At 70.1% G+C, this 13,842-nt stretch carries 14 protein-coding genes; 7 read left to right on the top strand and 7 right to left on the bottom strand.

The genetic code is table 11. From position 1 onward, the window contains the following. Nucleotides 1-96 precede the first annotated feature (96 nt). From lipB to ACIRHA_RS42140, 4 genes are all read left to right on the top strand, one after another. Complete coding sequence (lipB, locus tag ACIRHA_RS42125) at nt 97-900, top strand: lipoyl(octanoyl) transferase LipB (RefSeq protein ID WP_403857158.1); 804 nt, start codon at nt 97-99, stop codon at nt 898-900. Between the two features lie 124 nt (nt 901-1,024). Next, nucleotides 1,025-1,990 (top strand): lipoyl synthase, encoded by a 966-nt coding sequence (gene lipA, locus ACIRHA_RS42130; protein ID WP_403857161.1) that lies wholly within the window; start codon nt 1,025-1,027, stop codon nt 1,988-1,990. 234 nt (nt 1,991-2,224) lie between these two features. Further along, nucleotides 2,225-2,422, top strand: coding sequence for a hypothetical protein (locus ACIRHA_RS42135; protein WP_351345495.1), 198 nt, complete (start codon nt 2,225-2,227; stop codon nt 2,420-2,422). Nucleotides 2,423-2,491: 69 nt separating this feature from the next. Then, entirely contained in the window at nt 2,492-3,205 is a 714-nt protein-coding gene (locus ACIRHA_RS42140) for a DUF4191 domain-containing protein (protein ID WP_403857164.1), read from the top strand. A gap of 148 nt (nt 3,206-3,353) precedes the next feature. On the opposite strand, the gene ACIRHA_RS42145 is transcribed toward ACIRHA_RS42140, so the two are convergent. Beyond that, nucleotides 3,354-3,821 (bottom strand): RDD family protein, encoded by a 468-nt coding sequence (locus ACIRHA_RS42145; protein WP_403857167.1) that lies wholly within the window; start codon nt 3,819-3,821, stop codon nt 3,354-3,356. A gap of 201 nt (nt 3,822-4,022) precedes the next feature. Between ACIRHA_RS42145 and glnA the strand changes: the two genes are divergently transcribed. After that, on the top strand, nt 4,023-5,432 hold the full coding sequence (gene glnA / locus ACIRHA_RS42150; RefSeq protein ID WP_403857170.1) for a type I glutamate--ammonia ligase: 1,410 nt from the start codon (nt 4,023-4,025) through the stop codon (nt 5,430-5,432). A gap of 171 nt (nt 5,433-5,603) precedes the next feature. After that, nucleotides 5,604-6,122, top strand: coding sequence for a DUF1269 domain-containing protein (locus ACIRHA_RS42155; protein WP_403857173.1), 519 nt, complete (start codon nt 5,604-5,606; stop codon nt 6,120-6,122). Between the two features lie 106 nt (nt 6,123-6,228). Here the strand turns inward: ACIRHA_RS42155 and ACIRHA_RS42160 are convergent, their stop codons facing one another. The 6 genes from ACIRHA_RS42160 to ACIRHA_RS42185 all read right to left on the bottom strand — a co-directional run bounded on the left by ACIRHA_RS42160 (nt 6,229) and on the right by ACIRHA_RS42185 (nt 12,322). Then, a complete protein-coding gene (locus ACIRHA_RS42160; RefSeq protein WP_403857176.1) occupies nt 6,229-6,957 on the bottom strand; it encodes a GAF and ANTAR domain-containing protein in 729 nt (242 codons plus the stop codon). Nucleotides 6,958-6,968: 11 nt separating this feature from the next. After that, complete coding sequence (locus ACIRHA_RS42165) at nt 6,969-7,823, bottom strand: ANTAR domain-containing protein (RefSeq protein WP_403857179.1); 855 nt, start codon at nt 7,821-7,823, stop codon at nt 6,969-6,971. A gap of 24 nt (nt 7,824-7,847) precedes the next feature. Beyond that, entirely contained in the window at nt 7,848-9,716 is a 1,869-nt protein-coding gene (locus ACIRHA_RS42170; protein ID WP_403857182.1) for a CheR family methyltransferase, read from the bottom strand. An 11-nt stretch (nt 9,717-9,727) separates the two neighbouring features. Further along, complete coding sequence (locus tag ACIRHA_RS42175; RefSeq protein WP_403857185.1) at nt 9,728-10,342, bottom strand: chemotaxis protein CheB; 615 nt, start codon at nt 10,340-10,342, stop codon at nt 9,728-9,730. A 117-nt stretch (nt 10,343-10,459) separates the two neighbouring features. Continuing rightward, the gene (locus tag ACIRHA_RS42180; RefSeq protein ID WP_403857188.1) at nt 10,460-11,806 is read right to left on the bottom strand and encodes a DUF2252 domain-containing protein; all 1,347 of its coding nucleotides are present in this window, start codon (nt 11,804-11,806) and stop codon (nt 10,460-10,462) included. Between the two features lie 18 nt (nt 11,807-11,824). Next, nucleotides 11,825-12,322: a hypothetical protein gene (locus ACIRHA_RS42185; RefSeq protein WP_403857191.1), complete on the bottom strand. Its 498-nt coding sequence runs from the start codon at nt 12,320-12,322 to the stop codon at nt 11,825-11,827. Between the two features lie 125 nt (nt 12,323-12,447). Here ACIRHA_RS42185 and ACIRHA_RS42190 point away from each other — a divergent pair, with 125 nt between their 5' ends. Beyond that, nucleotides 12,448-13,668 carry a winged helix DNA-binding domain-containing protein gene (locus ACIRHA_RS42190; RefSeq protein WP_403857194.1) on the top strand — a complete coding sequence of 407 codons (1,221 nt, stop codon included), beginning with the start codon at nt 12,448-12,450 and terminating at the stop codon, nt 13,666-13,668. Nucleotides 13,669-13,842 lie beyond the last annotated feature (174 nt).

Raw genomic sequence — 13,842 nt, forward strand, 5'->3', positions numbered from 1 at the left:
GTGCGAGGGGTGGACGGCCGGGTCGCGAACCGGGAGCCGTACAGTTGCTCCGGGCGCGTTATATGCACGGTGAAGGTTCTTAGGGAGGCACTTGCCGTGAGTGAGTTCCGGTTCGTCCGCATGGGTTTCGGTGCGGACATGGTCGATTACCAGGTCGCCTGGGACGAGCAGCGCCGTGTGCACGCCGCTCGCTTCGCCGACGAAGTGCCCGACACCTGTCTGCTCCTGGAGCACCCGCCCGTCTATACGGCGGGCCGTCGCACCTCCCCCGAGGAGCGCCCGCTCGACGGCACCCCGGTCATCGACGTGGACCGCGGCGGCAAGATCACCTGGCACGGTCCGGGCCAGCTCGTCGGCTACCCGATCCAGAAGCTCCCGCGCCCCGTGGACGTGGTCGCGCATCTGCGCCGCCTGGAGGACGCGATGATCGCGGTCTGCGCCGAGTTCGGCATCGAGGCGGCCCGGGTCGAGGGCCGCGCGGGCGTCTGGGTCCTCGGCGACCCCATTGAGCAGCGTACGAATCTGGGCGGACTGTCCCTCGATTTCAATCCGCGGCTCAGCAGCGAGGACGAGGAGTTCGACCACCGCCTCGTCGGCGCCGAGTACGCGCCATCGAACGCGGGCCAGCGGCACGAGGACCGCAAGATCTGCGCCATGGGCATCCGCGTCGCCAAGGGCGTCACGATGCACGGCTTCGCGCTGAACGTGAATCCGGACACCTCGAACTTCGACAAGATCATCCCCTGCGGTATCCGCGACGCGGGCGTGACCTCCCTCTCGTACGAGCTCGGGCGCGAGGTCACGATGGAGGAGGTGCTGCCGATCGCCGAGAGGCATCTGCAGAACGTCCTGGGGAACGCGGACCTCAAGCCGCGCGCCGTCGAGAAGGCCCCGGCCTAGGCCGGCCGCTGGGCCGTCCGGGGAATGCACCCCGCAGGCCGCCGGTTGGCCACCCGTAAGGGCCATGAACATCACGGGCGTACCCTGATGTACGCCGAGGAATCAAAGCTTTAGGGAGCCGGTCGTGTCCGCAGTCGCACCCGACGGACGCAAGATGCTGCGCCTGGAGGTCCGTAACGCTCAGACCCCCATCGAGCGCAAGCCCGAGTGGATCAAGACCCGGGCGAAAATGGGTCCCGAATACACGAAGATGCAGAACCTCGTGAAGAGCGAAGGGCTGCACACGGTCTGCCAGGAGGCGGGCTGCCCCAACATCTACGAGTGCTGGGAAGACCGCGAGGCCACCTTCCTCATCGGCGGCGACCAGTGCACGCGGCGTTGCGACTTCTGTCAGATCGACACGGGCAAGCCCGAGCCGCTGGACCGTGACGAGCCGCGCCGCGTCGGCGAGTCCGTCGTCACGATGGACCTGAACTACGCCACGATCACCGGCGTCGCCCGCGACGACCTGGAGGACGGCGGCGCCTGGCTGTACGCGGAGACGGTCCGCCAGATCCACCGCCAGACCACCAACCGCGCCGACGGCCGCACCAAGGTCGAGCTCCTCGCCCCCGACTTCAACGCGGACCCGGACCAGCTGGCCGAGGTCTTCTCCTCCCGCCCCGAGGTCTTCGCGCACAACGTCGAGACGGTCCCGCGGATCTTCAAGCGGATCCGTCCGGGCTTCCGCTACGAGCGTTCGCTGAAGGTCATCACCGAGGCCCGCGACTTCGGCCTGGTCACCAAGTCGAACCTGATCCTCGGCATGGGCGAGACCCGCGAGGAGATCAGCGAGGCGCTGCGCCAGCTGCACGACGCCGGCTGCGAGCTGGTCACCATCACGCAGTACCTGCGCCCCTCCGTGCGGCACCACCCCGTGGAGCGCTGGGTCAAGCCGCAGGAGTTCGTGGAGCTGAAGGACGAGGCCGAGCAGATCGGTTTCTCCGGCGTCATGTCGGGTCCGCTGGTCCGTTCCTCGTACCGCGCGGGCCGGCTGTTCCAGATGGCCCAGGAGCGGCGCGGCTCCTTCGCCACCTCGCAGACCGTGTGAATTCACGCACAAGAGACTACTGACCGGTAGTGGCCGGTAAGACGCGGTCCTGACGATCCCCGCAGCTGAGGGGCACCGTCAGGGCCGCGTCTGCGTTTGCGGCGCGAGCGTCAAGGCTTCATTGGTGTTTGACCGTCCGGTCACGCCCTGGTAACACCAATCAGTGACTCTGGAATCACGCCCCGTACACCCCGTGCAACAGCCGTGATCAGCCTTCTAGGGGGGACCCCGACCATGCAGGCCGCGCCCGTCCGCGCCACCGCCATCCCGACCGTCACCGACGCACTGCGCGCCGTGGAGTCGCTGCTCATGAGCAGCGGCCAGCGCACCGCCCGCCGCAATGCCTGGACCTCCGTCCTGGAGGACCGCCGCCGCGCCAAGGACCGGGTCGAGGCGCAGCGCGTCCTGGAGGCCGTCGCCTCGCGGGGCTGATCGAACCAGGGACGAACCGGGGGCCGGTGCGGGTTCTGCCCGCTTCCCCGGCCACGTAGACTTCAAGACATGGCGAGGAAGGAAACTGCAGCGGACGCTGCAAACACCGGGCGGCTCAAGCAGATCGCTCAGACCTACAAGATGACCCGCAGGGTCGACACCAAGATCGGTCTCGTACTCGCGGGTGTGGGTATCGTCACCTTCGGTGTCCTCCTCGCGATCGGTTTCTTGCTCGGTCACCCCATCTACCTCGGGATTCTCGGCGTTCTGCTCGCTTTCCTCGCGATGGCGATCATCTTCGGGCGCCGGGCCGAGAAGGCGGCCTTCGGGCAGATGGAGGGACAGCCCGGCGCGGCCGCGGCCGTGCTCGACAACATCGGACGTGGCTGGACGACGACCCCCGCGGTCGCCATGAACCGCAGCCAGGACGTGGTGCACCGCGCGGTCGGCAAGGCCGGCATCGTGCTCGTCGCGGAGGGCAACCCGAACCGGGTGAAGTCGCTCCTCGCGGCCGAGAAGAAGAAGATGGCCCGCATCGTCTCCGACGTCCCGGTCAACGACTTCGTGGTCGGCACGGGCCAGGGACCCGAGGGAACGGTTCCGCTGAAGAAGCTCCGTACGACGATGCTGAAGCTGCCGCGCGTACTGACCGGCCCCCAGGTGACCGCGACCAACGACCGGCTGAAGGCGATGGGCGACCTCATGTCGAACATGCCGATGCCGAAGGGTCCGATGCCGAAGGGGATGAAGATGCCCAAGGGCGGCGGCGGCCGCGCCCGCTGACACGCTCCGCTGCTTATACGTGAACGAGGCGGGCCGGAACCTGATGGTTCCGGCCCGCCTCTCCTACGTTCGCGTGGGCCGGCGCCCGTGCTGATCACGATGCGGCTCGCGTGTCGCCGTGGTCCCGTTCGCGCAGTTCCCCGCGCCCCTAAACGCGGACCTCGACCGACTTCGCCACCCGGTCGTGCAGGCCGCGGCCGTCCCGGTCCCAGATCAGCGCCGGGATCGCGACGCACAGCAGCACCGTGCGGGCCAGTACCCGGCCGATGCCGATGCGTCCGCCGGCCTCGGAGACGACCCGCAGGCCGAAGATCCGCTTTCCGGGCGTGCAGCCGATGGTGCCGACCGTGAGCACGCCGAGTGCGAAGAAGATGAGCAGTGCCCAGTTCCCCGTCGCCTGGTTGTAGCCGTCGGTGACCAGGCCGTATGCGATCAGCATGCACAGCGCCCAGTCGACGACGAGGGCTCCGATGCGGCGGCCGGGGCGCGCGATGGAGCCGGGTCCGTGCTCGGGCAGACCGAGCTGTTCACCGCGGTAACCGAAGTCGGCGCCCGCCTGTTCCATGGCCTCACGAGGCCCGGACAGCCACGATCCCATTGCTTCCCTGTTGTCCACGCGTCAACGGTACTGCGCCGCTCTCCTGATGCGGCCCCGACCCCCGCTCCGGTTAACTTGGGCGAAACAAATGGGTCATGCTTGAGAAATCACGCCTGCATATCGTCAGGTCCCAGCGTGTGCCACCGCACCGGTCGCGCGATCGAGCTGCCAAGAGCTGCAACCCCGCCCCTCCCTGTGGGTGGGAGTAGGAGGAGTTGGATGTTCCAGAACGCCGATGAAGTCAAGCAATTCATCGCCGACGAGGACGTCAAGTTCGTCGACGTTCGCTTCTGCGACCTGCCGGGTGTGATGCAGCACTTCACGGTGCCGGCCATGGCGTTCGACCCGGACGAGGAGCTCGCCTTCGACGGCTCGTCGATCCGCGGCTTCCAGGCCATCCACGAGTCCGACATGGCGCTGCGCGCGGACCTCTCCACCGCCCGCCTGGACCCGTTCCGCCGCGACAAGACGCTGAACATCAACTTCTTCATCCACGACCCGATCACGGGCGAGCAGTACTCCCGTGACCCGCGCAACGTGGCGAAGAAGGCCGAGGCGTACCTCGCCTCCACCGGCATCGCCGACACCGCGTTCTTCGGCCCCGAGGCCGAGTTCTACGTCTTCGACTCGGTGCGCTTCGAGACCTCCGCCAACCGCTCGGTCTACGAGATCGACTCCGAAGCGGGCGCCTGGAACACCGGTTCCGAGGAGAACAACCGCGGCTACAAGGTCCGCTACAAGGGCGGCTACTTCCCGACGCCGCCGGTCGACCACTTCGCCGACCTGCGCGCCGAGATCTCCCTCGAGCTGGACAAGCACGGTCTCCAGGTCGAGCGCCAGCACCACGAGGTCGGCACGGCCGGTCAGGCCGAGATCAACTACAAGTTCAACACGCTGCTCGCCGCGGCCGACGACCTGATGCTCTTCAAGTACATCGTGAAGAACGTCGCCTGGCGCAACGGCAAGACCGCGACCTTCATGCCGAAGCCGATCTTCGGTGACAACGGCTCGGGCATGCACGTCCACCAGTCGCTGTGGGCCAACGGCGACCCGCTGTTCTATGACGAGCAGGGCTACGCGGGCCTCTCGGACATCGCCCGCTACTACATCGGCGGCATCCTCAAGCACGCCCCGTCGCTGCTCGCCTTCACGAACCCGACGGTGAACTCGTACCACCGCCTGGTGCCCGGCTTCGAGGCCCCGGTCAACATGGTCTACTCGCAGCGCAACCGCTCCGCGGCCATGCGTATCCCGATCACGGGCTCGAACCCGAAGGCCAAGCGCGTCGAGTTCCGCGCGCCCGACCCGTCGTCCAACCCGTACCTGGCCTTCGCCGCGCTGATGATGGCGGGCCTCGACGGCATCAAGAACAAGATCGAGCCGGCCGAGCCGATCGACAAGGACCTGTACGAGCTGGCTCCCGAGGAGCACGCCAACGTCCAGCAGGTCCCGACCTCGCTCCCCGCGGTCCTCGACGCCCTCGAGGCCGACCACGAGTACCTCCTGGCCGGCGGTGTCTTCACCCCCGACCTGATCGAGACGTGGATCGACTACAAGCGCACGAACGAGATCGCCCCGATCCAGCTGCGCCCGCACCCGCACGAGTTCGAGCTGTACTTCGACATCTAAGCCGTCCCGAAACCCCGGACGCGCTCGTCGCCGAGGGCCCGGTCTCCCCCTTGAGGGAGGCCGGGCCCTCGGGCGTGTCGGGAGCGGGTGAACTCCGTTGGGCGAGAAACGGCAGAACGCCCTAAACTCGGGCAAGTCGCACACGCTGACAAGCCTCGGAGGAGTGCCGTCATGAGCAATCTGTTCGTCGTCGCCTACGACGATCTCGCCACCGCCAACCAGGTCCGCGAGCGGCTCCTGCAGATGTCGAAGGAGCACCTCGTCGAGCTGGAGGACATCGTCGTCGTCGAGCGCCGGGAGTCCGACGGGAAGATCAAGCTGCACCAGGCCGTGAACCACACCGCGATGGGGGGCACGAGTGGCGCGCTGTGGGGCGGTGTCATCGGGATGCTGTTCCTGGTGCCGTTCCTGGGGGCCGCCGTGGGCGCCGCCGCAGGGGCCGCCGGTGGGGCCGTCACGGACACCGGGATCAACGACAACTTCATGAAGGAGCTCAGCCAGAACCTGCGGCCCGGAGCTGCCGCGCTGTTCGTGCTCGTCAAGCAGGCGGCCAAGGACAAGGTCGTGCCCGAGATCGCCGCGTACGGCGGTCAGCTGGTGCAGACATCGCTGAGCCACGACGAGGAGGACGCGCTGCGCGAGATCCTGCAGGACGCGCAGGCGAAGGCCCAGGCGTCAGCGTCGGCGTAGACGCAGCGGACGCACGACGGCCGCCCCGGTCCCACGTGGACCGGGGCGGCCGTCGTCGTTCGCAGAGCACCAGGGCCTGTCGTTCGGGCCAGGACCTGGTCAGGCGCTAACGGCGGATGGGGAGCTTCAGTCGCCCCTCGATGACCTCGCGGGCCACGTCCGGGAGCTTGCGCTGGTGGGAGCGCGCGTAGCCGCGCAGTCCAGCGAAGGCCGCGTCCAGAGAGAGACCGTTCTGGGCGGCGAGGATGCCCTTGGCCTGTTCGACGACGACCCGGCTGGACAGCGCGTGCTCCAACTGGCCTGCCAGCACCCGGGATTCGGCCAGTTCATGCTGGAGCGCGAGGGTGTGCCCAGCCGCCTCGGCGAAGCTGCGGGCCAGCGCGAGGGCCTCCTCGTCCAGAGTGCTGACAGGGGTGCAGAACAGGACGAGTGCGCCGGTCACGGTCTCTCGCGCGCGCAGCGGCAGCGCGGTGACCCTGCCGTGGCCGAGGGCCCGCGCGCGCGGAGTCCAGCGCGGCCAGCGGACCAGGGTGGGGTCCGCGGTGACGTCCACGTCGATGAGGGCACAGCCCGTGGTGCGGACGTCGTGGCCGGGGCCCTCTCCCCAACGGACGACGGCGTCGGACAGGGCGCGCAGCTCAAGATCGGTGCCGCCGCACTGCACCGGCGCGCGGGGGTCGGGCGCGTACTCCACCTTCGCCCCGCTCGCGCCGAACAGCGTGCTGCCGCCGTGTGCGAGCGTGGCGAGCAGGGTGCGCGTGTCGAGCGGTTCGCGAACGGCGTCCCCCATCAATTGGGCGAAGAACTCGGCGACTTCCTGGTCTTGCAGCGTCACGGTGAGACCTCTCAACCGAGTTTCAGATGTCCGTCGACGATATCGCGGGCGATGTCCCCGATGGGGCGGCCGTCGGCGAAGGACCGGGCCTTGACCAGTTCCAGCGCGTCCGCGACACGGCAGCCGAGCTGGACGGCCACCATACCCGCGGCCTGGTGGACCTCGGCCCGGTAGTCGATGTCGCCGAAGAGGCCGGGTACCGCGTCCTTGCCGAGAAACACACTGCGGGTCAGAGCATCTGCGACCTGACTGACGATCGGGGTGGGCGCGGCCGCGGAAGACGCGCTGAAGACCGCCAGCGCACCTATGCAGGCCTCGGCCGACTTCAGCGGTACGGCGACCACCTGGCCGAATCCGAGTGCCTCGAAGGCCGGTCCGTAGCCGGGCCAGCGGGAGGCGAGGGCCGTGCCCGTCGCGACGACGGGGCTGCGCGCGAGGACCGAGTCGCGGGCCGGACCCTCGCCGAGCACGTACTCCAGGTCCTGCGCGTCGCGGGCGGACCGGTCGGAGGAGGCGGTCGCCACCTGGTTCTGCTGGGCGTCTACGAGAGTGACGGCGACACTGCCGACGCCGCAGGCCTCGGCGACTCCCGTCATGAACGGCGGCGGCGGCCCCCCGCTGCGCCGTGAGTCGGCGACGCGGCGGGCGTGCCCCGCCAGGAGCTCCGCGGCGACCTGGTGACGGGTCGCGGTGGACCGGTGCAGCAGGCCCATCCTGAGGTGCGTCACGTCGCCCGAGTACTCCGCGAGGTCCTCGTACCTTTCCGCGAGGCGGAACTCCCGGTCGGCGCGCTCCTGCGCACGGACCGAGCGCTGCCAGGCAGCTGCCACCTGCTCGGGCGAGGGCAACCCGCCCCAGGGTTCCATGCCTCTCAGCGTACGCCCACCAGGTCAGGGCGCACCGTTGCTCCGCTCTTCTTCCATCAGCAGGACGACGCCGCCGCGATGCCCGTCGAAGGAGCTGCATGTCACGGTGCAAGTGATGCTGCGGCCGAGACGGTTGACCGCGTCGATCACTACGGGGGCGCTGCGCTTGCGCGTCTTGAGGCACTCGTCCACGGCCTCGCGCAGCTGGTTGGTGGGGAGCCCGAAGTCGAGGCCGAAGAACAGCTCCTCGATGACCTCGTCCTGGCGCAGCCCCCACAGCTCGGCGGCGCCCCGGTTCCAGCTCTTGACGCTGAGGCCCTTGTCGAGGACGACGACGGCGGCCGCGACGGAGCCGAGGACGCCCTCCAGGAAGGCGCGGGTCTCGTCCAGCTCCTCGCTGCGGATCCGCATCTCCTCGTTCATGGTCTCCAGTTCCTCGTTGCCGGACTGGAGTTCCTCGTTCGTGGTCTCCAACTCCTCGTTCGTGGACTGGAGTTCCTCGTTCGTGGTCTCCAACTCCTCGATGGAGGACTGGAGCTCCTCATTGGTGGTCTCCAACTCCTCGTTCGTGGACTGGAGTTCTTCGTAGGCCGTCTCCAGGTCCTCGCGTACGCGCTTGACTTCGGCCTTGAGCTGGGTGGCCACGGTGACGTCGGTGAACGTGATGTTGGTGGCGGCCGGCAGACCGCCCGTTCCGACGAGGGGCTGGACCAGGATGTCGTAGAACTGGATCTCGTCGCCGACCCTGCGCTCGGCCCCGTTCACCCGCAGCGAGCGGCGCTCGTGCGTGGCCTGGTCGATCAAGGAGCGCAGTTCGACGGGGCGGTAGGAGATCTCCAGGTCCTGGAAGGGGCGCCCGATGTCGTTCGCGGTCAGGCCGAACTGGACGCGGGCGTGGCTGTTGATGAGGACGACCATGCCCTCGGTGTCCACCGCGAGGGCCGCGCCGGGCGAAGCGTCCAGGATCAGGTCGCGCAACTGCCGGGTGCGCGCCATGTTCTGCATCTCGCTGCCCATGCTGGCGCGCAGCTTCACCGGGGCCGGCTGGTACGGCGCCTGCGCGTTGCCGGGGCGGCGGCGGAAGATGCGCTGGCGCATGCTGATGACGTCGAACCGGTCTGCGTCGTTGAGCAGCATCTCGGCCTTGCCGAGGAACAGGAAGCCGCCCTCGCGCAGCGCGAAGTGGAACCGGTCGACGATCTGGGTCTGCGCCTCGACGTTGAAGTACATCAGGGCGTTGCGGCAGACCAGCAGGTCGAGGCGGGAGATGGGGGCGTCGCGGGTGATGTCGTGGCGGCCGAAGATGACGCGGCGGCGCAGGTCGGAGCGGAAGCTGAACTGCGAGCCGTTCTGCTCGAAGTACCTCTCGCGCAGCTCCTGGCTGAGCGACTCCAGGGCCTTGGCGGGATAGAGGCCGGTGCGGGCGTCGCGCAGCGCCTCGTCGTCAACGTCCGTGCCGTAGATCTTGACGCGGTTGAGGGCTTCCTGGAGGCCGAGGGCCTCCGCGAACATGATGGCCAGCGAGTAGGCCTCCTCGCCGCTGGAGCAGCCCGCGCTCCACACCCGGATGTCGTCCTCCGGGCCGAGCTGGGCGAGGAGTTCGGGGATGACCTCGCGCTGCAGGTACGTCCAGGCGTCCGAGTCGCGGAAGATCGAGGTGACGTTGATCAGGATGGTGTTGAAGAGTGCGTTGAATTCATCCGCGTTCGTCTCGAGCTGGTCCCGGTAGTCGGCGTACGAGTCGATGCCCACGTCCGACATGCGTTTGCGGATGCGGCGGCCCAGGGACGAGCGTTTGTATCCGGTGAAGTCGAACCCGCGGGCGTCCCGCAGGAACCGGAGCAGCTCCTCCAGTTCCTCGTCGGTCTCCGCGTCGCGCGGCGCCTCACTCATCGTCCGTCTACCTACTGCCTCTTCGTGCCGACAAGCCCGCGGATGACCGCGGGGATTTCTTCCAGGGGCAGCACGAAGTCCACTGCCCCCTTGCCCACTGCCGCCTCCGGCATGCCCCGGAACTCCGCGGTCCCGGGATCCTGCGCGATCACGGTACCGCCCCGCGTCTTCACGGCGTCGACTCCCATGGCCCCGTCGTTGCCCGTGCCGCTCAGGACGACGGCGATGGCGCGCGGGCCGTAGGTACCGGCGACGGACTCGAAGAGCAGGTCGGCGGAGGGCCGCAGGAAGTGGACGAGCTCGCTCTGGGTGAGGGCGAGGGTGCCGTCGGGGCCGACGAGGAGGTGGCGGTCGGGCGGGGCGATGTAGATCGTGCCGGAGCGGGCGACTTCCTCCTGCTCGGCGAGTTTGACGGTCAGTTCGGAACGGCGGCCGAGGATGTCGGCGATGACCGTGCGGTGCCGGGGGTCCAGGTGCTGGACGATGAGGACGGGGAGCGGGAAGTCGCCGCCGAGGCCGCCGAGGACCGTCATCAGGGCATGAATGCCGCCCGCGGACGCGGCTACCGCGACGACGGCGTAGTTGTCCGCGGAGTCGGTGTTGTCGGCGGGGTCGGGCTTCGGCATGGAATCTCCCCTGGGAGTGGCGCGTGCGGTCCGGGTGCGGGTCCTTCCTTGGCCCTTCCTTGGCCCTTCCCTGCCCGATTGTGGTGGTTCACATCATCCTCCGTGCCCTCTTGCCGGTCACGCCCCCGGCGTCGCCGTCAGCACCCCCGAGGAGATCGCCTTGCGCAGCGTCCCGTGGTCGTCGAGGGTCTGGTCCGCGTAGTGCAGGGCGAACGCGGCGACCGCGCGGTCGAAGCCGTCCTTGCCGCCGAGGTAGGCCGCGAGCGCGATGCGGTCGCCGGAGCGGGCGTGCGCGCGGGCGAGGGCGGTGCCGCACAGCCGGGCGTAGGCGAGGAGTTCGTCGGGCGGCATGACGGTGACGTCGGCGGCGCCCTTCATGTCGCGCAGCTGGCGCCAGTAGAAGGAGCGGCCCTGTGGTCCCGTCATCCAGCCGAGGAAGATGTCGCTCGCGGCCTGGAGGAGGCGCTGGCCCGACACGACACGATGACCCGGATGGATGTACGGGCCGTGGTTCGGGATGTGCTCCTCGACGACGGACCGGTTGGCCTCCTTGATCTGGAGGAAGAGGGGGTCGTCGGCGTCACGGCCGGCGAGCAGCACGATGAAGCACCTGGTTCCCACGCTGCCGACGCCGACGACCTTGCGGGCCGCGTCGACGAAGCGGTAGCGGTCGAGCAGGCGGCGGCGTTCCTCGGCGAGCGTGGAGCGGTAGTCGCCGAACATCTTGCGGACGGCCGCGGCGTCGGAGACACCGGCCGGTTCGAGGAGCGGCGGGTCGTATGCGATGCGGCGGCGGCCGTCGGGAGTGGTCTCCGTGAGCTTGCCGAGGGCGTGCAGGCTGGTCCGCCGGGTGGCCTGGGCGAGGGTGTGCTCGGCGCGGCGCCGGTGGCGCGCCGAGCGGATGAGCGGGAGCAGCGCGTGGGCGTCGATCCGCTCGTACCAGACGGTGAGCTCACCGAGTGAGGCCAGGCGGCGCATGGTGGTGCGGTACGCGGTGACGGAGGCGAGGACCGCCAGGTGGGCCTGCTTGTCGGAGTGGCCGTTGTCGCGGGCGGCGACGGCTATGGAGGCGGCGAGGCGCTTGACGTCCCACTCGAAGGGGCCCGGGTACGTCTCGTCGAAGTCGTTGAGGTCGAAGAGCAGGGCGCGGTCGGGCGCGGCGAACAGGCCGAAGTTCAACAGGTGGGCGTCACCGCAGAGTTGGACGGTGAGGCCCGTGTGGGGTGTCGCCGCGAGGTCGCCGGTCATCACGGCCGCTGCGCCACGCAGGAAGGCGAACGGGCTCGCCGCCATCCGGCCGTAGCGGATGGGCAGCAGGTCGCGGAGCCGGTCGGCGCCCTGCCGCTCCAGGGTCACGACGGGGTCGGGGCGGTCGGCTGACGGGATCCACGGGCCGTGCGAGGAGCGGGGGCTGTGCCGGCGGGCCCGTCGGCCCAGGGCGGCGCGTTCGGCGGGGCTGCTCATGGCGGGGCGCCCCGCCGGTCAGTGCCGCAGGGCGCGGGAGACATCGGCGGTGATGTCTCCGTCGAGGGAGTGGGTGCTGCGCGCGGTGGCGTCCTTGGAGCCGCCGCCCTTCACGTCGTTCACGTTGAGCACGACGGTGTCCACCAGCTTGCCGTCACCGTTCTTGAAGCCGACCTGGACGACGTACGACTTGGTGTCCGACGTGCCGTTGTCGACGGTGACGGGCACCGTGGTGCGGTTCCCTTCGGAGTTCACGTCGCCGAGCTTCACGTCGCCCTTGGCGTCGACGCCGTCCTTGAAGTCGTCGAACTTCCGCTGCGCCTCCGCGGTCGCCGACGCCACGACGTCCGAGGCCCTGGACGCCGCGGAGGAGGCGGCGGAGGCGGCCTTCGACGCGGCGCCGGAGGGGGTGTCGCCGTCGTCGGAGCAGCCGGCCGCGGCCACGGTCAGGGCCGCCACGCACAGGGCCGCGCCCACCGCTCGGGCGCCTCGCGCACCTCGTCGTACGTCCGCCATCGCCGACACCTCCGCTCGAGCACCACTGCAGGTCGCTCAAGTCAACGGTGGGGCAGGGTCGGGGCGCATGCCAAGGGGTGCAAACAGGTGACCTTCGCGGCAGGGCCGAGGGCAGGATGTGCCGTATGAACACGAAGAGCACGGGGACCGTGCGGCACATCGGTGACGACGAGCGGCGCGCGCGGCTCGCCCGCGCGCACCTCCTCGCCCCCTCGGCGCGCGCGGACCGCGCCGAGGACGTCGCGCGCTCGCTCGTGGCGCTGCACGGGACGGATCCGGCGACCGTGTATCTGGCGGTGGGCGCGCGGCTCGCGGATGCCTCCGGGACCGTCGCGGACGTCGAGCGGGCACTGTACGAGGACCGCAGCCTGGTGCGGATGCACGGGATGCGGCACACGGTGTTCACGTTCCCGGCCGGTCTTGCCCCCGTCGTGCACGCGTCGACCGGGCTCGCGGTGGCGGCGAAGGCGCGGGCCGCGCTGCTGGGGGACATGGTGGGCGGGAGCGACGGGCGGCTCACGCCGGAGTGGCTGGCGGAGGTGGAGGCGTCGGCGCTGGCCGCCCTTGAGCGGCGCGGGGAGGCGACGGTGACCGAACTCGTCGCGGACGAGCCGCGGTTGCGGGAGCGGTTCACGTACGGGCGGGGCAGGAGCTACGAGGCCGAGCACACCGTGTCGGCGCGGCTCATGCGGGTGCTCGGGGTGGAGGGGCGGGTCGTACGGGGCCGGCCGCTCGGCTCGTGGACCTCGACGCAGTTCCGGTGGGCGATCGCGCCGCCGCATCCGGAACTGCCGGTCGCCGAGGCGCAGGCGGAGCTGCTCGGGCTGTGGCTGGGGGCGTGCGGGCCCGCCACGGAGGGGGACCTCAAGTGGTGGACGGGGTGGAAGGTCACGGACGTGCGCAAGGCGCTCGCCGCGGTGGGGGCGGTGGAGGTGTCGCTGGACGGCGGCGGCACGGGGTACGTGTTGGCGGACCAAGTGGACCCGGTGGACGGTGACTTGGAGTCGTGGGCGGCGCTCCTGCCGGGGCTCGATCCGACCGCGATGGGGTGGCAGGAGCGGGACTGGTACTGCCCGCCGGAGCTGCGTCCCGCGCTCTTCGACGGGAGCGGGAACATCGGGCCGACGGTGTGGTGGGGCGGGCGTGTGGTCGGCGGGTGGGGGCAGCGGGCGGATGGTGAGGTGGTGTGGCGGCTGTTGGACGCGTCCGGTGGGGGCCGGGTGCGGCGGGCCGTGGCGGAAGAGGCGGCCCGCCTCACCTCCTGGCTGGGCGGTACGCGGGTCACACCACGGTTTCGTACGCCGCTGGAGAAGGAGTTGAGCACTTCAAGCCCCGCCGGCGATTGAGGCGCGGCCGGGGTGGCTTCCCACGCCACGGGGGGGCCCCCCCGCCCCCCCGGGGGCCCCCCCCCCCCGGGGGGGGGTGGGGGCCCCCCCCCCCCCCCCGCGGGCGCAAAAACGCCCGGGGCGGCGCGGGGGGGGCCCGGGGCCCCCCCGGGACGCCCACCCCCCCCCACCCCC

Source organism: Streptomyces sp. NPDC102360 (genome assembly GCF_044766085.1).
Taxonomy (GTDB): domain Bacteria; phylum Actinomycetota; class Actinomycetes; order Streptomycetales; family Streptomycetaceae; genus Streptomyces.